The following is an 18,429-nucleotide window of genomic DNA, read 5'->3' on the forward strand; positions in this document are numbered from 1 at the left end:
ACTGATGGTTGCCAGCTACAACAATGAGGAACATGAATCTGGTCCACGCCCGGCAGCGTCCGGCGCCGGCGGGAATCGCCGGTCTCTCCGAGGCCGTCGTCGACCTGTCGGCGGTGCGTGACAACGTCCGGACATTTCGGCGGCTGACCTCCCAGGACGTGATGGCCGTGGTCAAGGCCGACGCGTTCGGGCACGGCGCCGTACCGATTGCTCGCGCTGCTCTCGAGGCCGGCGCCACCTGGCTCGGCGTCGCGCGCACCGACGAGGCCCTGCAGTTGCGGGCCGCCGGGCTGAACGCCCCGATCCTGACCTGGCTGTATGACGCCGCCGAGCTGATGCTGCTGGGCGACCTGGACGTCGATGTCAGCGTCTCCTCGGTCGCCGAGCTGCAGCAGGTCGCCTCGGTCCCGGCCGTCAAGTACGTGCATCTGAAACTCGATACCGGTCTGCACCGGGCCGGCAGCACCCCCGACCAGTGGATCGAACTGACCCGGGCCGCAGCGCACTACGAGGCGCTCGGCACGCTGGTGGTCCGGGGCATCTGGTCGCATCTGTCGCACGGCGATGATCCGAACGCCGTCCAGAACCGGAAGCAGTTGCAGCTGTTCCGGACCGGGGTGCTGCTGGCCCGGCGCGCAGGACTCACCCCGAGCGTGATCCACCTGGCCAACTCGGCCGGCGCGATCACCCTGGACGCGCCGGAGAACGACGTGATCCGGATCGGCGCCGGGCTGTACGGAATCGACGAGACCGGGATCGGTCTGCGGCCCGCCATGAAGCTGATGAGCAAGGCGATCCAGGTCCGCCGGATCGGCGTCGGCGAAGGCGTTTCGTACGGGCATGATTTCACCGCCGACCGCGCGACGACCGTCCTGCTCGTGCCGGTCGGGTACGCCGACGGGATTCCGCGTGTCGCGATGAAGCAGGCTAGTGTGCTGTGCCGCGGGGTCCGGATGCCGATCGTCGGCAGGATCGCGATGGACCAGTTCGTCGTCGACGCCGGTGCCGTGGCGGTCGATCCGGGCGAGCCGGTGACGATCTTCGGAGACGGTTCGCACGGCGAGCCGACCGCCCAGGACTGGGCGGACTGGGCCGGAACCATCCCGCACGAAATCTACTGTGGCATCGGAACCAGGGTGCCCCGTCGCTACGAGGAGGCAACTCGATGAAGGTCGCGGTCGTGATGGGCGGCGCCAGCCCCGAACACCACGTGTCCCTGGCCAGTGGCAAGGGGATCGCCGACGCGGTCACCGAGCTCGGCCACACCGCGGTCCCGCTCGTCATCGACCAGCAGGGCGAGTGGGCCGACGGCCTGCACGAGGCGATTGACCTCCTGCGCTCTGTGGACGTCGTACTGATCGGTTTGCACGGTGAGTACGGCGAGGACGGCCGCCTGCAGGGCTTCCTCGACCAGCTCAAGGTCAAGTACGTCGGTAGCGGCGTCACCGCGAGCGCGGTCGGCCTCGACAAGCACCTGACCAAGGCTGTTCTGCGCGCGCACGGCATCCCGGTCACCCCGGGGGTGCGGCTGTTCGGCGCGGAGATCTCCGACACCGAGGGCGCGATCCAGAAGCTCAAGGAGGCCGACGTCGAGTTCCCGGTCTTCGTGAAGCCTGCGAACGGTGGTTCCAGCTTCGGCGTGGGCCGCGCGACCGATCTGGCCTCGCTGGCCGATGCGGTTGCCGCGGCGGCCGAGCTCGACCCGCAGGTCCTGGTCGAGAAGGAGATGATCGGTCGCGAGATCGACCTCGCCGTACTGGAGTTCCCGGACGGCCGGGTCGAGGTCGGTCCGGCGCTGGAAATCCACAGCGACCCGTCACAGCCGTTCTTCAACGCGACCGCCAAGTACGACGCCTCGAGCGCGACCCAGTTCGTCATCCCGGCACCGCTCGAGCCCGAGCTGGCCGAGCTGATGCGGCAGACCGCGCTCGACGTCTTCGAGATCCTCGGCTGCCAGGGCCTGGCCCGGGTCGATTTCTTCCTCCCCGCGGACGGCAAGCCGGTCGTCAACGAGATCAACACGCTGCCCGGCTTCACCCCTGCGTCGCAGTTCCCGCAGATGTGGGCCAAGGCCGGCTACTCGTACGCCGATGTTGTCGGCGTGCTGATCGAGACCGCGGTAGCCAAGTCGTGACGGTCCTGCTCAGCGACGAGCGCATCACCCGGATCGAGGCGATCGACAACGGCGAACCGCTCGTCGAGCTCGCCACGCGCGGCATCCAGACTCCCGGTCTGGCCTACTCCCGTGAGGGTGTGGCGGACCGGCTGGTCATCGCGAACACGTTCCTGCCGTCCGGGATTCAGCTGCATGTGGTCGAGGGGCTGCGGCCGCTCGAGCTGCAGCGCGAGTATTTCGACGGCTACTCCGCCGAGCTGCGCAAGCTGAACCCGGACCTGCCCGATGCAGAGATCCACGTGCTGGCGAGCCGTTTCGTCTCCCCGATCGAGGTCGCGCCGCATGTCGCGGGCGCCGCCGTCGACCTCACCCTGGTCGGCGCAAGTGGTCCACTCGATCTCGGTACGCCGATCGATGCGACGCCCGAGCAGAGTGACGGAGCGTGTTTCTTCGCCGCCACCAACATCAGCCGCGAAGCCCGCACCAACCGCGACCTGCTCGCTGATGTCCTCACCGCCGCCGGCCTGGTCAACTACCCGACCGAGTGGTGGCACTGGTCCTACGGTGACCGCTACTGGGCCTACACCTCAGACCAGCCGCACGCGATCTACGGCCCGCAGGCCTGGCCCACCACGTAACTCTGCGTGGGCCATTCCATCTGGATTGCATTGTTTGCTCGGCGGTGAGTCGGCTGGTGCCATGGCTCCATCGATCTTCATCGTTGGAGGAACTATGACCCCGCCCCGGTTTTCCCGTCGCCGTGTTCTCCTCAGCATTCCGGCCGTTGCGATCGCCGCGCGCTTCGCGCTCCCGGCCGCGCCCGCGCAGGCGCTGAAGAAGGCACCTGAGTGCGTCGCTGACCTGATTGCGGCCGGCTGATGGCGAGCATCCCCTGGCTGGCCGACGTACTGCGGGCGGCCGGCGTTCAGGTCGTCGAGGAAGGCAACTGGAAGGCCCGGGGTGTGTCCGGGTCGTTCAACCCGATCGGCGTGCTCTGGCACCACACCGCGGCCCGCTCGAGCGCGACCAACCCTCATCCCGCGCTGGGCATCTGCATCAACGGCCGCTCTGACCTGCAAGGTCCGCTGTGCCACGCGCTGGTCGACTACAACGGCGTGTTCCACATCATCTCCGCCAACCGCGCGAACCACGCGGGCGCGGCCCGGGCCAGCGGTCCGATTCCGGCCGGTGACGGCAACACGATGCTCGTCGGCTGGGAGATCGACTACGACGGCGTCAATCAGCACATGACAGCGGCCCAGTACGACGCCTCCGTGAAGGCGACTGTCGCCGTACTGAAGCAGCTTGGTCGCGACGCCAGCTACGTCCGCGGTCACCGGGAGACCAGTACGACGGGCAAGATCGACCCGTCGTTCATCGACCTGGACGCATTGCGCGCAGAGATCGCTGCGCTGCTCGCTGGTGGCGGCGGCGCGGGTGGTCAGGCGTACCGGTATCAGGACCAGCAGCGTGTTGCCGCGGTCGGCACTGGCGGGAACCTGCTCAGCCTGATGTGGTCGCCGGGGACCGACAAGGTCATCCAGGACTGGGGTTCGAGCAATCTGGCGGGGAAGCCTTTTGGTTTCGTGCACAACGGGCAGCAGCATGTGTTTGCCCGCGGCAAGGACAACACCGTGCGGCACTGGTGGCAGGCGGGGACTGCTGCGCCGGTGCTCGACAACTGGGGTACGACGGGTCGCGTGTTGTCGAACCCGACGGGGTTCGCGTACAAGAACCAGCAACACCTGTTCTACCGCAACCCGGACGGGAACCTGGAGCACAAGTTCTGGGATCAGGGCACCGACCAGATCACCACGGGTGTCTGGGCGGGTGGGGTGCTCGTGGGTAACCCACATGCCTTTGTGCACAAGGATCAACAGCACATCTTCGGTCGCGGCCCGAACGGCGAACTGAAGCACTGGTCATGGGCTCCGGGCGGGAACCCGGCCTTCGACAACTGGGGAATCACCTCCGGTGTCACGTCGGATGTGACCGGTTTCAGCAACGGCGTACAGGCGCATGTCTTCTTCCGCAACGCCGACGGTCAACTCCAGCACCGCTTCGACGACGGCTCAGGCACGATCATCGGTGACGTGTGGACCGGCGGCCCGTTCGTCGGAAACCCGCATGCGTTCACCCACAAGGACCAGCAGCACGTCGTTGCCCGCAAGGAGAACGGCGACCTCGTTCACTTCTACTGGTCCCCCACCATCGATCCGCCGGAGTCCGACAACTGGGGTGCCGTCGGCGTCGTCACCGACGACCCCATCGGCCTCTCGACCAGCGATGCCCACCACGCCTTCTACCGCATCGCCAACGGTTCCCTGGAACACCGCTTCTTCATCGACGCCACCGCCCAGCAAGCCAACGACAACTGGGGCGGCTCCCTCGCCGCCAGCTCGTAACCCCACCTGATGGACCCGCCCACCCCATTTGGTGGGCCCGCTGGACCCCCATTTGGTGGGCTGACCCATCGGAGTGTGGGTGGGCCCACTGCATGCGGTTGGCCCACCCACATCGCGATGGGCTGACCCACCAAATACCGGGCTCGGGCGGTCGCCGTTCGGCGCGATCCGGATCACCGGCGGCCGTGTGATCAGCTGGCCCACGGTCGTGTGCCGGGGTCCAACGGCAACAGCCGAGCCGCGACGGCCTCGGCTGGTCCCGGCTCGACCACCGCGAGCGCGTCAGCTCCTGCGGCGCCCCGCAACATCGCGGACCCGCCGTGCCCCACCGGTACGACGCCCTGCGCCGTCACGCGGACGGGCACCAGCCGAGTGCTGTGCGGGTGACACGCGACCCCACCGGGGATAGCGCCCACTGGCAAGTCGGGCAGCGTCAGGCCCCTGAGCCCGGCAATCGCCGCCACGCCCAACGTCAGAAACGCGGTCAACGCCGCTAATGGGTTTCCCGGCAGTCCGATCACCAACCGCCCGTCGGCCAGCCGCGCCAACGCCTGCGGATGCCCCGGCCGACAAGCCACTCCGTCCACCACGAGTTCCGCCCCCATCTCCCGCAACACCGCCCTCAGGTGATCCGCAGGACCCGATGCAGATGAGCCGGACACCAGAACCACATCAGCATCGGACGACTTGATGGCTGCTAGGAGGGCTGCGTGAGTGTCTGGGAGGTGGTGGATTGGACCAACACCCGCGCCGGCTCGGGTGATGAGGTTGGGGAGCATAGGGCCGAGGGCATCGCGGACACGGCCTGGAGCGGAGGGGCCCTGGTGGACCAGCTCGTCGCCGGTGATGAGGACGGCTACTACTGGTTGCGGGATGACGATAAGGCGGTTGAGGCCGAGGGAGGCTGCTAGGCCGAGGACTGGGCCGTCCACGACGACTCCGGCGGGCAGGACGACCTCACCTGCTTGGCACTCTTCGCCGGCTCGTCTGATGTGCCGCCCAACCTCACTCGGGCCGCAGACCCACTCACCGTCCAGCGCGACATCCTCGTCGCGCAGCACACTCGTCGTACCGGCTGGCACTGCGGCTCCGGTCGTGATGCTGCAGGCCTGCCCGGCCGACAGGTCAAGCGGCGCGGCACACTCAACACCCACATGCCCGACGACCCGCCACGGCCCGCCGCCGCACACGGCGTACCCGTCCATCGCTGACCGATCCACCGGCGGCACCGCGCCCGGCGACACCAACGGCCCAGCCAACACACACCCCACCGCATCCTCCAGCGCACGAGAGACGGCGGCCCGCGGTCGACCGACCACATGTGCCAGCAATCGCGCCGAGTCCCATGACATTTGCTCCCGGTGCGGAGCGTCGTTCGGTTGGGTCACTGGAGTTGTTGGGCGGCTAGTGCTGCGGCGGGAGCTAGGTCGTCGGCGCCGGTTGCCGCGTGGGCGATGAGGGCCTGCTTCATCCGGGGGTCCCAGGTCACGCGGAGGTGGTTGGCGATGGCGGTGGCTGCGTCGGCGGTGGGACGGTGGGCGAATTGCGCCGCGATCTCGTTGGCCAGGCGCACGTACGGCGGGAGGGTGCCGCTCATCGGGCATCACCGACAACCGCCGGCTCGCGGGCCTCAGCCACCGACGTCGGCACCAGATCCACCTGTACGGCGGTCACTTTGTATTCGGGACAATTGGTCGCCCAGTCGGAGTTGTCGGTGGTGATCACGTTGGCGCCCGTGATCGGGTGGTGGAAGGTCGTGTAGCAAACACCCACCGGCATGCGGTCCGAAAGCCTTGCCCGCAGGGTGGTTCGGCCCACTCGACTCGACAACGCAACGGTGTCGTCGTTCTCGATGCCACGAACTTCCGCATCGTGCGGGTGCAGTTCGAGAATGTCTTCCGAGTGCCAAGCAACGTTCGCCGTACGACGGGTCTGCGCGCCGACGTTGTATTGCGACAGGATCCGCCCGGTCGTCAGAATCAGCGGGTATTTCCGCGTCGACCGCTCGGACGTCGGAACGTAGACGGTCTCCATGAACCGCCCCTTGCCACGAGTAAACGTCTCCGAGTGCATGATCGGCGTACCGTCCGGGTGCTCGAGATTGCACGGCCATTGGATCGAACCGACCCGGTCCAACCGCTCGAAGGAGACTCCCATAAAGGTCGGTGTGGTCAAAGCGATTTCGGCCATGATCTCGGCTGCTGAGTTGTAGTGCATCGGATACCCCATCGCCTGCGCGATCTCGCAGACGATCTCCCACTCCTGCTTCCCGGTCTGCGGCGCCATCACCGGACGCACCCGGTTGATCCGCCGCTCCGCGTTGGTGAAGGTCCCGTCCTTCTCCAGGAACGAGGTCCCCGGCAGCAACACGTGCGCGAACTTGGCTGTCTCGTTCACAAACAGGTCCTGCACCACCAGCAGATCCAACGCGCCCAACGCCGCGAACACGTGCTGGGTATTCGGATCCGACTGCGCAATGTCCTCGCCCTGCACGAACAACGCCTTGAACGACCCGTCGATCGCGGCGTCGAACATATTCGGGATCCGGAGCCCTGGCTCGTTCAGCAGCGGCGTACCCCAGAGCTTCTCGTACACCTCGCGCACACCGTCGTCCGACACATGCCGATACCCCGGCAACTCATGCGGGAACGACCCCATGTCGCAGGAACCCTGCACATTGTTCTGCCCCCGCAAGGGATTCACGCCGACCCCTCGCCGACCGATGTTTCCGGTCGCCATCGCGAGGTTGGCCATCCCCATCACCATCGTCGAGCCCTGGCTGTGCTCCGTAACCCCAAGCCCGTAATAGATCGCGCCATTCCCGCCGGTCGCATACAGGCGTGCGGCGGCCCGTACTTCGGAGGCCGGTACGCCGGTAGTCCCGGCCACCGCCTCCGGGCTGTGCACGGGATCCGCGATGAAGGTCTCCCACGCCTCGAATTCCTCGCATCGAGAAGCCACGAACGTCCGGTCGACCAATCCCTCGGTCACCACGACATGCGCCATCGCGTTGATCATCGCGACATTGGTGCCGGGAGCAAGCGAAAGGTGATGCGCAGCCTCGATATGCGGCGACCGCACCAGGTCCGTCTTCCGCGGATCGATCACGATCAACCGCGCACCCTGGCGAATTCGCTTCTTCATCCGCGATCCGAACACCGGGTGCGCATCGGTCGGATTCGCCCCGATCACCAGGATCACATCGGCTTCGTCAACCGACTTGAAGTCCTGCGTCCCGGCAGACTCACCGAACGTCTGCTTCAGACCATAGCCAGTCGGCGAGTGGCAAACCCGAGCACACGTGTCTACGTTGTTGTTGCCGAACACCGCCCGGACCAGCTTCTGAACGGTATAAACCTCTTCGTTGGTCGTCCGCGACGAGGTGATCGCACCGATCGACCCTGGCCCGTACTCGGCCTGAATCTCCCGCAATCGTCTGGCAGTAAAGCCGATCGCCTCTTCCCACGAGACCTTCCGCCACTCGTCCTCGATCGAATCCCGAACCATCGGCTCCAGCACCCGATCCGGGTGACTCGCGTACCCAAACGCGAACCGGCCCTTCACACACGAGTGCCCTTCGTTGGCGCCGCCGTTCTTGTACGGCACCATCCGCACCAGCTCATCACCGCGCAACTCAGCCTTGAACGAGCACCCGACCCCGCAATACGCACAGGTGGTGATCACCGACCGCGTCGGCATCCCCAGCTCAATGACGGACTTCTCCTGCAGCGTCGCCGTCGGGCACGCCTGCACACACGCACCACACGACACACAGTCGGATTCGAAGAACGATCCCCCGGCCCCGGCCGCGACCTTCGAATCGAATCCGCGACCCTCAATCGTCAACGCCAGCGTGCCCTGCACCTCATCGCAGGCCCGCACACATCGCGAGCACGCAATACATTTCGACGCCTCGAAATCGAAGTACGGGTTGGAAGAATCGGTCGGCAGCGCCATGTGGTTCGCGCCCGCGTCGACCCCAGAGCCGTAGCGGACTTCGCGCAACCCCGTGACGCCGGCCATGTCCTGCAATTCGCAGTCGCCATTGGCCGAACACGTCAAACAATCGAGCGGGTGATCAGAGATGTAGAGCTCCATCACGCCACGACGCAACTTGCCGAGCTTCTCGTTCTGCGTCCGCACCACCATCCCTGGCGCGACCGGCGTCGTACAGGAGGCCGGCGTACCGCGCATCCCGTCGATCTCCACGACACACAACCGGCATGACCCAAACGCTTCCAAGTTGTCCGTCGCACACAACTTCGGTACGTCGATCCCCGCTTCCTTGGCCGCCCGCATCACCGACGTACCGGGTGGCACCAGTACGGCGACCCCGTCCACCAGCAGCTCGACAGTCGCCTCGCCGGCCCGGGCCGGCGTACCGAAGTCTGGTTCCTTGAGCAAGCTCATGAGCCGAAGTCCTTTCCGAAGTGGCGGACGGCGCTGCGCACCGGCAGCGGCGTGAGCCCACCCATCGCGCAGAGCGAGCCGTCGGTCATCAGGTCGCACAGATCGCCAAGCACGACAAGGTTTTTCTCCCGGTTGTCACCGGCAACTATTCGGTCGATCGTCTCGACGCCGCGGACCGCGCCGACCCGGCAGGGCGTGCACTTCCCACACGATTCGGCGGCGCAGAACTCGAAGGCGAAACGAGCCATCGCGGCCATGTTCACGGTCTCGTCGAAGACCACGATCCCGCCGTGCCCGACCATCGCACCGGCCGCCGCGAACGCCTCGTAATCCATCGGCAGGTCGAACTGCTCGGTCGGTAAGTACGCCCCCAGCGGCCCACCCACCTGTACGGCGCGAATCGGGCGACCGGACGACGTACCGCCGCCGAAGTCGTTCACCAACTCTCCGAGCGTGATCCCGAAAGCCGTCTCGACGATCCCGCCGCGAGCGACGTTGCCGCCCAGCTGGAAGACCGAAGTCCCCAGCGAACGCCCAACCCCGTACGACGCATAGGCTTCCGCACCATTGGCCAGAATCGTCGGAACCGTTGCCAACGACAACACGTTGTTCACCACAGTCGGCAGTCCGAAAAGCCCCTGCAGAGCAGGGATCGGAGGCTTGGCGCGAACCATTCCACGCTTCCCCTCGAGGCTTTCCAGCATCGAGGTCTCTTCACCGCAGATGTACGCACCAGCGCCGACCCGGACCTGCAGATCGAAGACGAACCCGGAGCCGGAGCCGAGGACATCGTCCCCCAGCCACCCCTCGGTCCGGGCGAGTTCGATCGCGGCCCTGAGCGTCGCCACCGCATCGGGGTATTCGGAGCGCAGGTAGACATACCCTTCCGACGCCCCCACGGCGTACGCCGCGATCGTCATTCCCTCGATCAGCGTGAACGGGTCGCCCTCGATCAGCATCCGGTCCGCGAAGGTCCCCGAGTCACCCTCATCCGCGTTGCAGCACACGAACTTCAGGTCCGCAGAGGCGCCGAGCACCGTCCGCCACTTGATGCCGGTCGGGAAGCCGGCCCCACCACGACCGCGGAGACCGGACTCGACCACGGTCTCCACAACCTCTGCTGGGGTCTGCGCCAACGCCTGACGCAGACCCCGCAATCCGCCGTACGACGTGTAGTCGTCGACGGAGAGTGGATCGGTCACCCCGACCCGGGCGAACGTGAGCCGCTGCTGTTGCCGCATCCACGGCAACGCCTCGACCGAGCCCAGGCAGGCGGCGAGATCCCGCGCGCCCGCAAGCATCCCGCCCGCGACCAGCCCGTCGATGTCCTCGGGAGCAACCGGCCCGTACCCGATCCGCCCAGCGGGCGTCTCGATCTCGACGAGCGGCTCGAGCCACAACATCCCGCGAGAACCGTTCCGCACGACCTCGACCTCAGGTGCCAATACGGCAAGGCGTTCGGCAACCTCATCCGCTCCGACCGACCGAGCCGCTGAGTCGCGCGGCACAAACACCCGGGTCATCGCGCGTCTCCCAGCAGCGCATCGAGCCGAGCGGCCGTCACTCGGCCATGCAGTCGCTCTCCGACCTGCACCGCTGGCCCGAGGGCACAGTTGCCGAAGCAATACACCTCGTCCAGCGTGATCCGACCGTCGTACGTCGTCTCGCCGAACCCACAGCCGACACGCCGCTTCGCATGCTCAGCCAGCTCGACCGCGCCAACTGACCGGCACGCCTCCGCCTGACAGATCGCGACCACCGTCCGCCCAGCCGGCGTACGGCGGAAGTCCTTGTAGAACGTAACCACGCCGTGCACCTCGGCCACCGACAGATTCAGTACGTCGGCAATCACCGGTACGTCGGGCTGGTCGACGTACCCGAGCTCCTCCTGGACCGCATGAAGTATTGGGATCAACGACCCCCGGAGCCCCCGCAGCTCAGTAGCAATCTCCCGCACGCGCACTGCACGCCCAGGAGCCGGAACAGAGGAAGCAGCCACGACCTCACTCGTCATGTATACAACATCCAGTACTCCGGGAGCGTGGTCAAAGCAATGCTGCCTATGACGTGATAGCCAGCGCCTATCAACTCGCCCTGCCCCCAGATCTGCCCGAAGGCGCGGGCAATTCCCCAGCCGGCGTCCCAGGCTGGAACGCATGGGGACGAGGGCTGTGATCGCGGGCGGAAGTGTGGCGGGACTGCTGACGGCGAAGGTGCTCAGTGGCTGGTACGACGAGGTTGTCGTCCTCGACCGGGATGAGCTGCCACTGGACGCCGTACACCGGAAAGGTGTGCCGCAGAGTCGGCACGCGCACGGTCTACTCGCGCGCGGCCATCAGACGATCGAGCGGCTGGTGCCCGGGTTTCGGGACGAGCTGATCGGGCGAGGTGCGCTGGAGAACGACCAGCACAACGACGTCCTCTTGTACAACGAGGGCCGCCTGCTCAAACGCGCTCCGTCGAACCTGACCGGACTACTCGCCGGCCGGCCGCTGATCGAGTCGGTGCTGCGGGCGAAGGTGGCCGAGGTACCGAACATCATCACCCGACCCGGTACGGCGGTCGACGGGCTGACCGCGGAGAGCGGCCGACTGACCGGCGTACGGATCAATGGTGAGCGCCTCGATGCGAATCTCGTCGTCGACGCGACCGGGAGGAGCAACCGCGGACCGACCTGGCTGCGCGAGCTCGGGTACGACGCTGCCCCGGTGGACGAGGTTCGGGCCGGAATCGTCTACACGTCACGGGAGTACCGCCGGGTGCAGGGCGATGCGGACTTCCTCGGCGTGATCTCCGGCCACTATCCGGAGAACCCGGTCGGCTGCGGAGCCGGCGCGAACGACGGCGACCGCTGGCTGGTAACGCTGGTCGGCATGGAGAACAACCCACCGCCTGCCGAGCCCGGCGTCTTCGAGGACTTCGCGGCCCAGCTCGACGGCCCCGAACTGCATCGGTTGATCACGCGGGCCGAACCGCTGACCGAGCCCGTCCGCTACCGGATCGGCCCGAGCGTCCGACGCCGGTACGAGAAGGCCCGTCGGCTTCCCGAGGGCTTCATCGCGGCCGGCGACTCGCTCGTCTGCTTCAACCCGGCGTACGGCCAGGGGATGACGATCGCCGCCCTCGCCGCCGAGCACCTGGCCGAGGTCCTCGAGAACGGCGACGCCCAGCTGACCCGCCGCTATTTCTCCGGCATGGCCAAGATCGTCGACACCGCCTGGGTCATGTCCACCTCCAACGACCGGCGCTTCGACACCACCGCGGACAAGCAGCCGCTGGCCTCCCGCCTGCTCGTCCGCTACCTGAGCCGGCTGAACAAAGCAGCGACAACCGATGTCGTGGTCGGCCGGGCTTTCCTGGAGGTCGCCAATCTGCTCGCCGCGCCGCCGTCCTTGCTCAAGCCGACAACTCTTTTCCGGGTTCTTCGTTCGGGGTAGTCCACAGGCAGCTGGCGGTGCCGGCGGCCACGTGCTCCTCATAGATCGTCACCTTGTGGGTGATGACCCGCATGGCCTCCTGCAGCTCCTCGATCTGCGCGGCGATGTGCTCCTGGTGACTGCGCAGCAGGGCCAACCGGTCGGCCTCGTTGCCAGCGCCCTTGCGGACCAGTTCGGTGTACTGCCGGATGGTGTCCAGCGGCATCCCCGACGAGCGGAACTTGATGCACATGGCCAGCCAGCCGACGTCGTCCTCCGAATAAACCCGTCGGCCGTTGGACTCCCGCCGTACCTGATCGGCCAGTAGCCCTTCGCGCTCGTAGAACCGCAGCGCGTGCACGCTCAGCCCGGTCCGCTCCGCCACCTGCCCAATGCTCAGCCCCATGTTTCGAGACTACGTCGCCTTGAGAGCAGTCAGCGCCTGATGGACGTCGTCGCGGGTGGAGTAGACGTGGAACGACGCCCGCAGCTTGCCGTCGCGAACCGCCGCCCGGATGCCGGCCGCAGCGAACGCGGCCTCGGCACCAGGCCGCTGCACGCTCACGATCGCCGAGTTCGACGGCGGCAACCCGAGCCCGTCGCGGAACTCGTTGGCCAGCTCGAGGTTGTGCTTGTTGATCGTCTCGACGCCGATCTGCTCGACCAACTCGAGCGCGGGAGCCGCACCGACGAAGCAGAACCACGAGGGCGACTGGTCGAAGCGGCGGGCACCCGCGGCCAGCTCCATCCGGTCGCCGTAATACGACGCATGCAGGTCCTCAGCGGCGTACCAGCCCGCGGCCGAGGGGCGGCAGCGCTCCTGCAAGCGGCGCGACAGGTAACCGAGCGTTGCGCCGCGCGGCGACATCAGCCATTTGTAGGTGTGCACGACCAGCGCGTCCACACCATCGACAGTCAGCGGAAGCCAGCCCATGCCCTGACTGGCGTCGATCACCACCAGCGCGTCAATCTCCTTGCTAGCAGCAACAACCGCCGCAAGATCCAGTACGGCGCCGGTCGCCGACTGCACCGCGCTGACCGCGACCACGTCGATCCCCGGCCGGATCGCCGCGACCAGGTCGGCGCCCGGGACCGCGATCACCTCGATACCGCGGTCCTCGTGCACCTTCCACGGGAAGACGTTCGAGGTGAACTCCACGCTGTCGGTCAGGACCTTCGCACCATCCGGCAAAGCGGCGGCAATCGGCGCGAGCGCGGCCGAAACCGTGCTGCCGACGAAGACGTCCGCCGCGTCGGCACCGAGCAGGCGGGCGAACGACTCCCGCGCTCGGGTGGTCGAGCCGTCCCAGGGCTCCCAGGTGGTCGCGCCCACCCGCCAGTCGCTCAGCGCAGCCTGCAACGCCTCCCAGGCCGGTCGCGGCGGCAGTCCGTACGACGCGGTGTTCAACCAGCCCGGCTCAGGGTTCCACAGCTCTTTGTAGTCCACGCTCCCAGCTTACGGAGGACTTGACCTAGACAACGCTCTAGCTTTTACCGTTCGGTCCATGCGCTACAGAACCCTTGGCGGTACCGGCATCGAAGTCAGCATCCAGGCCCTCGGGACGATGATGCTCGGCACAGTCGGTAACCCCGATCACGACGACTGCATCCGGATCGTCCACGCCGCCCTGGACCAGGGCATCAACTTCGTCGACACCGCGGACATGTACTCCGCCGGTGAGTCCGAGGAGATCGTCGGCAAGGCCTTGAAGGGCCGCCGCGACGACGTCGTACTGGCGACCAAGGTGCACTTCCCGCTGGACGACGACAACACCCGCAACCGGCGCGGCAACTCGCGTCGCTGGATCATCCAGGAGGTCGAGAACAGCCTGCGCCGCCTCGACACCGACTGGATCGACCTCTATCAGATCCACCGGCCCGACCACACGACCGAGATCGAGGAGACGCTCTGGGCGCTGACCGACCTGGTCAGCCAGGGCAAGATCCGCGCCTTCGGTACGTCGACCTTCCCGGCCGAGCAGATCGTCGAGGCTTACCACGTGTCGGAGCGCCGCGGGTACGGCAAGTTCCGCACCGAGCAACCGCCGTACTCGATGCTCAGCCGCGGGATCGAGCGGTCGCTGCTGCCGACCGCTCGCCGACTCAACATGGGCGTGCTGACCTGGAGCCCGCTCGCCTGGGGATTCCTGTCCGGCAAGTTCCGCAAGGACCAGCCGATCGACCTCACCACGGGCCGAGCCAGCCTGGCCCCGCACCGCTTCGACCCGACGCTGCCGGTCAACGCCGCGAAATACGACGCCGTCGAGAAACTGGTCGAGGTTGCCGAGGACAACGGCCTGTCGCTGCCCGAACTGGCCCTGGCCTTCGTCACCACCCACCCCGCGGTCACGTCGGTCATCAACGGCCCGCGCACGATGGAGCAGCTCGACGGCCTTCTCAAGGCCGTCGACCGCACCCTCGACGATGCGACCCTCGACCGCATCGACGAGATCGTCCCGCCAGGCACCAACATCTACGACTCCAACGGCGCCTGGCCCGACCCTGCCCTGATTCCCACCGCCCTCCGCCGTCCGCTCGACGACCGCTGAGGGGCTATTTGCCGGCTTGGAGGGCGGTCCAGGTGACTGGGCCGACCACTCCGTCGACGATGAGGGCTCGGGTTCGTTGGTAGTCCTCGGCGGCGGTCTCGGTGGCTGGGCCGAATTGGCCGTCGATGATGACCGTCCGGCCGAGGGCTGCGGTCAAGGAACGTTGCAGGCGACTGACCGCCGTACCGGTGGAGCCGTTGCGGATGGTCGGCTGGTCGCCGGCCGCGAGCAGCGCGGTCCAGGTCTTTGCGCCGATCAGGCCGTCGGAGGGAAGGCCGACTCGGGTCTGGAAGGCCTTCACTGCATCGGTTGTCGCGGTGTCGTAGGTGCCGCTGGGCTCGTTGGTCCCACCGAGCAGACACTGCGCAGCCCGTACGGCGCCGCCGGTCGAACCCGCTTGCAGCGCTGGGTAAGCGGTGAGGTCGAGGTTGGTCGATGCACACGTCTGCGTGTTGTTCACGAACGCGGTTGCAGCCGTCTGCCCCTTGGCGGTGGCGTCGGTCTGGTTCTCGATCGGTACGGCGGAAATCCCGGGGAACAGGATGTACGTCACGACCGCACCGGACACGCCACCGGATGACGGGTTCGGGTTGATCCCGAGCTGCTGGGCCAGTTTGTACGAGCCCTCGCCGATGATCCCGGTCGGACCCTGATCACCGACAACGGCGTACGCGACCTTGTCCTGGTAGACCACTGCGGCGATGGTCGCACCGTTGATCCCAGCGTTCCGGAAGTTCCAGATCGTGCTCGACAGCGGTACGACGATGAACGGCAGACCGGCCGCGTTCAGAGGGCGACCGTCGGACTGGTTCCACGAGGTGTTCGGCTGGAACGACGGGTCGGTGTTCTCGTTGCACTGTGTGGTGCGCTGACCGTCGCAGTCGACATCGAAGTCGGCCGTCCAGTGCACTGCGTCGCCGGATTTGCAGACCGCGACCGTGCGCGATCCGCCGGAGTCCTGCGCGTACTTCCCGTTCGACAACTGCGTTTCGCAGCCGCCGGCGCGAGCTTTCAGCTGGGCCGCAGTCGGCCCGGCGAGCTCATCGGCCTGCACTTGCGGGGTCGGCGCGAGCAGCGCCAGACCGGCCACTGTCAACGCCACGAAACCAATGACAATACGTCGGACCATCTCATCCTCCAGTGGGGCGGAACCGGGGAAATGTAGGTTTTCACCGAGGACGATACCGACAATGGTTAGTTATTGACAGAGTGGACTTTCGCGACCAGTTCCAGCAGCATGGCCCGCTCAGTGGCCGTCAGCGGCTGCAAAGTGGTCTGCTCGACCTCCTGGATCACCGCCCGGGCAGTCTTGAGCGCCCGGCGCCCCTTGGCCGTCAGATCGATCCGGTACCGCCGACGATCGGCCGGATCGCGATCTCTGGCGACCAGCCCCTTGTCGATCAGGTCATCCATCAGCCGGACCATGTCGCTGGTGTCGACGCCGAGCCCGGTCGCCAGCACATGCTGCGCCACCGCCCCTTGATCGGCGAGCTCCGCGAGGGCGGCGTACTCCCACAGGGTCAGCCCCGGACGCTCGGCCAGCCGGGCTGCGATTGCACGCCGGCTCGCCACCGCGACCTTGTGCAGCACGAAAGTCGTCGTACCGGACAGCATCATGGGGTTATTGTAGGCCTTAGCCAATCGTTGGTGATTTCCAACTAATTGAGGTGCAGGATGGATGCGCTCTACCCGCGCTTGCTGGTTCGCGACTTTGCAGCGGCGGCCGACTTCTACACGAAGGCACTGCGCGAACTCTTCGGCGTCGAACCGGTGAAGGTGATCCCCGAGGCGCAGTACGCGAACTGGGATCTGGAAGGACAGACCGGGCTGGTTCTGTTCGGCCGCGATCTGGTCGCCGACACCATCGGTACGGCGGGACTCCCGGCCGAGGCGGAGACTCAGGACAGCTCGATGCTGGTATTCAAGGTGGACTCCGTCGACGCGGGGACCGTCGTACTGGAGAAGCTCGGGGCGACCGTTCTCGCGGCTCCGCAGGATCGCCCGCAGTGGGGTCCGAACCTTCGGACGGCGCATCTTCGCGCTCCGAACGGCACATTGCTCGAACTCCAGACATACTGAAGCTCCATCGATGGACTGGAGAGCGCCATGAGTTTCGACCGTCCTGGACTACCGAAACCCGGCCACGAACTCGATTCGGAGGTCGAGGCCGCGCTGGCCGCAGAGGATGTCGAGGTCGCCGACCACGAGGTCGACACCCCGGAACACCCGGGCGAGGTCTCCGAAGGCCCGCAGCCGAGCCCGCCGCGCCGCCCTTAAGAACGTTCGAACTGGGTGATCTCGACGCCCGGCGCGACCTCGAGACGCGACCGCACGCGGTAGCCGCGGGACGCGTAGAGGTTCATGGCCGGGGCATTGAGGCTGCCGGTCGAGACGCGGCTGACCGGCCGCGGTTCCAGCTTGTCCAGGTGATCGAGCAGGGCCCGACCGTGCCCGCGACGGGCGTGGACCGGGTCGACGATGAGGCGGCTGATCTCGACCACGCCGGGTTCGAGTTCGTAGGCAACCGCGCCGACGAGGGTTTGACCGTCGTACCGGCCGAGCCAATGTTCGGTGGACGCCATGAGCCCGGCCAGGTCCTCCTGCAACGGCGGGATGCCGTCGAAGCCGATCAGCTCGGCCTCGACGGCGTACGCGGCGTGCTGGATCGCCAGCAGCCGCTCGGCGAGCGCGCGGTCGGTCAGGTCGAGTGCGGTGATCACCCGCGCCACGTTAGTTCAGGCAGCGCGCCAGTAGCCAAGGGCTTTGACGCGATGCCTGGGCACCGCAAGCTCCTTGACCACGTACGACGAGAGCGCGCGCGTGGCCTTGGTGTCGCAGGCGATCCACACATAGGCGCCGGCCGGGTCGCCAATGAATTCCGGCAGCTCCTTCTTGACCGCATCGACCAATTCCTGGCTCGACAGATTGCGCACCTCATGCCGCTCGGAGTCGGTCCGGAACGGCAGGTCGCGATCGACCTCATGCGTGGTCTCGAACCAGATCGTCGCGGGCACCTTCGGCGTCACCGCCAGCAGCGAGTTGATCGCAGGCAACGATGCCGGCGCACCGATCACCAGCAACCGCTCCGGCAGCGGATCCGGGATCTCGAAGCCGGTCCCCTGCACGGTCGCGTCGATCGTGTCACCAGGCTGAGCTTTGAGGGACCAGTCGCTCGCGCAGCCGTCATGCAGCGCGAACTCCATACTGAAGGTGCCCTTCTCGACATCGGGATCGACCAGTGTGTACGCGCGCTGATGCGGCTTACCGGCCTTGTCGAACCACAGCCGCACCCACATCGTCGGATGGACGCCGATCGCCGCCAGCAACCCGCCGTCGGTGAAGTGCACCCGGCGATACCGCGCGGCGACCTGCTCCGCGCCCGTCACGGTGAAGGTGAAATCCTTCCCGCGGAAGAGCTTGAGTACCGCACCTTCCCACCCGTGCCCCACGCCGTACCTCCGTCAGAATTGCCGTTGCGGCCGGTCTCGTTCAGTCCATAGGTTGGGCATGAGCGAGCCAGATTTTCTAAGTTA

20 protein-coding genes are annotated in these 18,429 nt (G+C 66.8%); 9 read left to right on the forward strand and 11 right to left on the reverse strand.

The window, feature by feature from the left end; translation table 11 throughout:
- Positions 1-32: 32 nt before the first annotated feature.
- From alr to E1263_RS43120, 5 genes are all read left to right on the forward strand, one after another.
- Positions 33-1,169, forward strand: a complete 1,137-nt coding sequence (gene alr, locus E1263_RS06050; RefSeq protein ID WP_132166166.1) for an alanine racemase — start codon at positions 33-35, stop codon at positions 1,167-1,169.
- Complete coding sequence (locus E1263_RS06055) at positions 1,166-2,134, forward strand: D-alanine--D-alanine ligase family protein (protein WP_132166167.1); 969 nt, start codon at positions 1,166-1,168, stop codon at positions 2,132-2,134. The genes alr and E1263_RS06055 overlap by 4 nt, the downstream gene beginning before the upstream one ends.
- On the forward strand, positions 2,131-2,754 hold the full coding sequence (locus E1263_RS06060; RefSeq protein ID WP_132166168.1) for a M15 family metallopeptidase: 624 nt from the start codon (positions 2,131-2,133) through the stop codon (positions 2,752-2,754). The genes E1263_RS06055 and E1263_RS06060 overlap by 4 nt, the downstream gene beginning before the upstream one ends.
- 94 nt (positions 2,755-2,848) lie before the next feature.
- Positions 2,849-2,995: a hypothetical protein gene (locus tag E1263_RS42575; protein WP_165956500.1), complete on the forward strand. Its 147-nt coding sequence runs from the start codon at positions 2,849-2,851 to the stop codon at positions 2,993-2,995.
- Positions 2,995-4,521, forward strand: coding sequence for an N-acetylmuramoyl-L-alanine amidase (locus tag E1263_RS43120; RefSeq protein ID WP_202868736.1), 1,527 nt, complete (start codon positions 2,995-2,997; stop codon positions 4,519-4,521). The genes E1263_RS42575 and E1263_RS43120 overlap by 1 nt, the downstream gene beginning before the upstream one ends.
- Positions 4,522-4,712: 191 nt before the next feature.
- Here the strand turns inward: E1263_RS43120 and E1263_RS06075 are convergent, their stop codons facing one another.
- From E1263_RS06075 to E1263_RS06095, 5 genes are read right to left on the reverse strand one after another with little or no spacing between them, the layout of a single operon-like run.
- Positions 4,713-5,873 (reverse strand): molybdopterin molybdotransferase MoeA, encoded by a 1,161-nt coding sequence (locus tag E1263_RS06075; protein WP_132166169.1) that lies wholly within the window; start codon positions 5,871-5,873, stop codon positions 4,713-4,715.
- A 32-nt stretch (positions 5,874-5,905) separates the two neighbouring features.
- Positions 5,906-6,118 (reverse strand): formate dehydrogenase subunit delta, encoded by a 213-nt coding sequence (locus tag E1263_RS06080; RefSeq protein WP_132166170.1) that lies wholly within the window; start codon positions 6,116-6,118, stop codon positions 5,906-5,908.
- Complete coding sequence (fdhF, locus tag E1263_RS06085) at positions 6,115-8,931, reverse strand: formate dehydrogenase subunit alpha (protein WP_132166171.1); 2,817 nt, start codon at positions 8,929-8,931, stop codon at positions 6,115-6,117. Before fdhF ends, E1263_RS06080 begins: the two co-directional genes overlap by 4 nt.
- On the reverse strand, positions 8,928-10,454 hold the full coding sequence (locus E1263_RS06090) for a formate dehydrogenase beta subunit (protein WP_132166172.1): 1,527 nt from the start codon (positions 10,452-10,454) through the stop codon (positions 8,928-8,930). The genes fdhF and E1263_RS06090 overlap by 4 nt, the downstream gene beginning before the upstream one ends.
- Positions 10,451-10,945 (reverse strand): NAD(P)H-dependent oxidoreductase subunit E, encoded by a 495-nt coding sequence (locus E1263_RS06095; RefSeq protein WP_132166173.1) that lies wholly within the window; start codon positions 10,943-10,945, stop codon positions 10,451-10,453. Before E1263_RS06095 ends, E1263_RS06090 begins: the two co-directional genes overlap by 4 nt.
- Positions 10,946-11,087: 142 nt before the next feature.
- Here E1263_RS06095 and E1263_RS06100 point away from each other — a divergent pair, with 142 nt between their 5' ends.
- Entirely contained in the window at positions 11,088-12,368 is a 1,281-nt protein-coding gene (locus E1263_RS06100; protein WP_132166174.1) for an FAD-dependent oxidoreductase, read from the forward strand.
- On the opposite strand, the gene E1263_RS06105 is transcribed toward E1263_RS06100, so the two are convergent.
- Both E1263_RS06105 and E1263_RS06110 read right to left on the reverse strand, forming a co-directional pair.
- A complete protein-coding gene (locus tag E1263_RS06105; RefSeq protein ID WP_132166175.1) occupies positions 12,328-12,753 on the reverse strand; it encodes a MerR family transcriptional regulator in 426 nt (141 codons plus the stop codon). The two genes, E1263_RS06100 and E1263_RS06105, sit on opposite strands and share 41 nt — an antisense overlap.
- A 9-nt stretch (positions 12,754-12,762) precedes the next feature.
- On the reverse strand, positions 12,763-13,794 hold the full coding sequence (locus E1263_RS06110) for an aminotransferase class V-fold PLP-dependent enzyme (protein ID WP_132166176.1): 1,032 nt from the start codon (positions 13,792-13,794) through the stop codon (positions 12,763-12,765).
- Between the two features lie 58 nt (positions 13,795-13,852).
- On the opposite strand from E1263_RS06110, the gene E1263_RS06115 reads away from it, so the two are divergent.
- Positions 13,853-14,896 carry an aldo/keto reductase gene (locus tag E1263_RS06115; protein ID WP_132166177.1) on the forward strand — a complete coding sequence of 348 codons (1,044 nt, stop codon included), beginning with the start codon at positions 13,853-13,855 and terminating at the stop codon, positions 14,894-14,896.
- A gap of 4 nt (positions 14,897-14,900) precedes the next feature.
- Here the strand turns inward: E1263_RS06115 and E1263_RS06120 are convergent, their stop codons facing one another.
- Both E1263_RS06120 and E1263_RS06125 read right to left on the reverse strand, forming a co-directional pair.
- Positions 14,901-16,025, reverse strand: a complete 1,125-nt coding sequence (locus tag E1263_RS06120) for a glycoside hydrolase family 75 protein (protein ID WP_132166178.1) — start codon at positions 16,023-16,025, stop codon at positions 14,901-14,903.
- Positions 16,026-16,090: 65 nt separating this feature from the next.
- Positions 16,091-16,513 carry a MarR family winged helix-turn-helix transcriptional regulator gene (locus E1263_RS06125; RefSeq protein ID WP_132166179.1) on the reverse strand — a complete coding sequence of 141 codons (423 nt, stop codon included), beginning with the start codon at positions 16,511-16,513 and terminating at the stop codon, positions 16,091-16,093.
- A 57-nt stretch (positions 16,514-16,570) separates the two neighbouring features.
- Here E1263_RS06125 and E1263_RS06130 point away from each other — a divergent pair, with 57 nt between their 5' ends.
- Positions 16,571-16,975 (forward strand): VOC family protein, encoded by a 405-nt coding sequence (locus tag E1263_RS06130; RefSeq protein WP_132166180.1) that lies wholly within the window; start codon positions 16,571-16,573, stop codon positions 16,973-16,975.
- A gap of 27 nt (positions 16,976-17,002) precedes the next feature.
- Positions 17,003-17,173, forward strand: a complete 171-nt coding sequence (locus E1263_RS42580) for a hypothetical protein (protein WP_165956501.1) — start codon at positions 17,003-17,005, stop codon at positions 17,171-17,173.
- Here the strand turns inward: E1263_RS42580 and E1263_RS06135 are convergent.
- Together E1263_RS06135 and E1263_RS06140 are read right to left on the reverse strand one after the other, a co-directional pair.
- Positions 17,170-17,616 (reverse strand): GNAT family N-acetyltransferase, encoded by a 447-nt coding sequence (locus tag E1263_RS06135; RefSeq protein WP_132166181.1) that lies wholly within the window; start codon positions 17,614-17,616, stop codon positions 17,170-17,172. The genes E1263_RS42580 and E1263_RS06135 overlap by 4 nt on opposite strands.
- Before the next feature lie 15 nt (positions 17,617-17,631).
- On the reverse strand, positions 17,632-18,345 hold the full coding sequence (locus E1263_RS06140; RefSeq protein ID WP_132166182.1) for a siderophore-interacting protein: 714 nt from the start codon (positions 18,343-18,345) through the stop codon (positions 17,632-17,634).
- Positions 18,346-18,429: the final 84 nt, after the last annotated feature.

This window comes from Kribbella antibiotica (genome assembly GCF_004349055.1).
GTDB classification, from domain to species: Bacteria; Actinomycetota; Actinomycetes; order Propionibacteriales; family Kribbellaceae; genus Kribbella; species Kribbella antibiotica.

Excerpts from the sequence above, each read along its gene's own strand:
- E1263_RS06120 (WP_132166178.1), bottom strand. The coding sequence starts at position 16,025 with ATGGTCCGACGTATTGTCATTGGTTTCGTGGCGTTGACAGTGGCCGGT.
- E1263_RS06115 (WP_132166177.1), top strand. The coding sequence starts at position 13,853 with ATGCGCTACAGAACCCTTGGCGGTACCGGCATCGAAGTCAGCATCCAG.
- E1263_RS06080 (WP_132166170.1), bottom strand. The coding sequence starts at position 6,118 with ATGAGCGGCACCCTCCCGCCGTACGTGCGCCTGGCCAACGAGATCGCG.
- E1263_RS06130 (WP_132166180.1), top strand. The coding sequence starts at position 16,571 with ATGGATGCGCTCTACCCGCGCTTGCTGGTTCGCGACTTTGCAGCGGCG.
- E1263_RS06100 (WP_132166174.1), top strand. The coding sequence starts at position 11,088 with ATGGGGACGAGGGCTGTGATCGCGGGCGGAAGTGTGGCGGGACTGCTG.
- E1263_RS42575 (WP_165956500.1), top strand. The coding sequence starts at position 2,849 with ATGACCCCGCCCCGGTTTTCCCGTCGCCGTGTTCTCCTCAGCATTCCG.
- alr (WP_132166166.1), top strand. The coding sequence starts at position 33 with ATGAATCTGGTCCACGCCCGGCAGCGTCCGGCGCCGGCGGGAATCGCC.
- E1263_RS06095 (WP_132166173.1), bottom strand. The coding sequence starts at position 10,945 with ATGACGAGTGAGGTCGTGGCTGCTTCCTCTGTTCCGGCTCCTGGGCGT.
- fdhF (WP_132166171.1), bottom strand. The coding sequence starts at position 8,931 with ATGAGCTTGCTCAAGGAACCAGACTTCGGTACGCCGGCCCGGGCCGGC.
- E1263_RS06090 (WP_132166172.1), bottom strand. The coding sequence starts at position 10,454 with ATGACCCGGGTGTTTGTGCCGCGCGACTCAGCGGCTCGGTCGGTCGGA.
- E1263_RS06125 (WP_132166179.1), bottom strand. The coding sequence starts at position 16,513 with ATGATGCTGTCCGGTACGACGACTTTCGTGCTGCACAAGGTCGCGGTG.
- E1263_RS06105 (WP_132166175.1), bottom strand. The coding sequence starts at position 12,753 with ATGGGGCTGAGCATTGGGCAGGTGGCGGAGCGGACCGGGCTGAGCGTG.
- E1263_RS43120 (WP_202868736.1), top strand. The coding sequence starts at position 2,995 with ATGGCGAGCATCCCCTGGCTGGCCGACGTACTGCGGGCGGCCGGCGTT.
- E1263_RS06075 (WP_132166169.1), bottom strand. The coding sequence starts at position 5,873 with ATGTCATGGGACTCGGCGCGATTGCTGGCACATGTGGTCGGTCGACCG.
- E1263_RS06055 (WP_132166167.1), top strand. The coding sequence starts at position 1,166 with ATGAAGGTCGCGGTCGTGATGGGCGGCGCCAGCCCCGAACACCACGTG.
- E1263_RS42580 (WP_165956501.1), top strand. The coding sequence starts at position 17,003 with ATGAGTTTCGACCGTCCTGGACTACCGAAACCCGGCCACGAACTCGAT.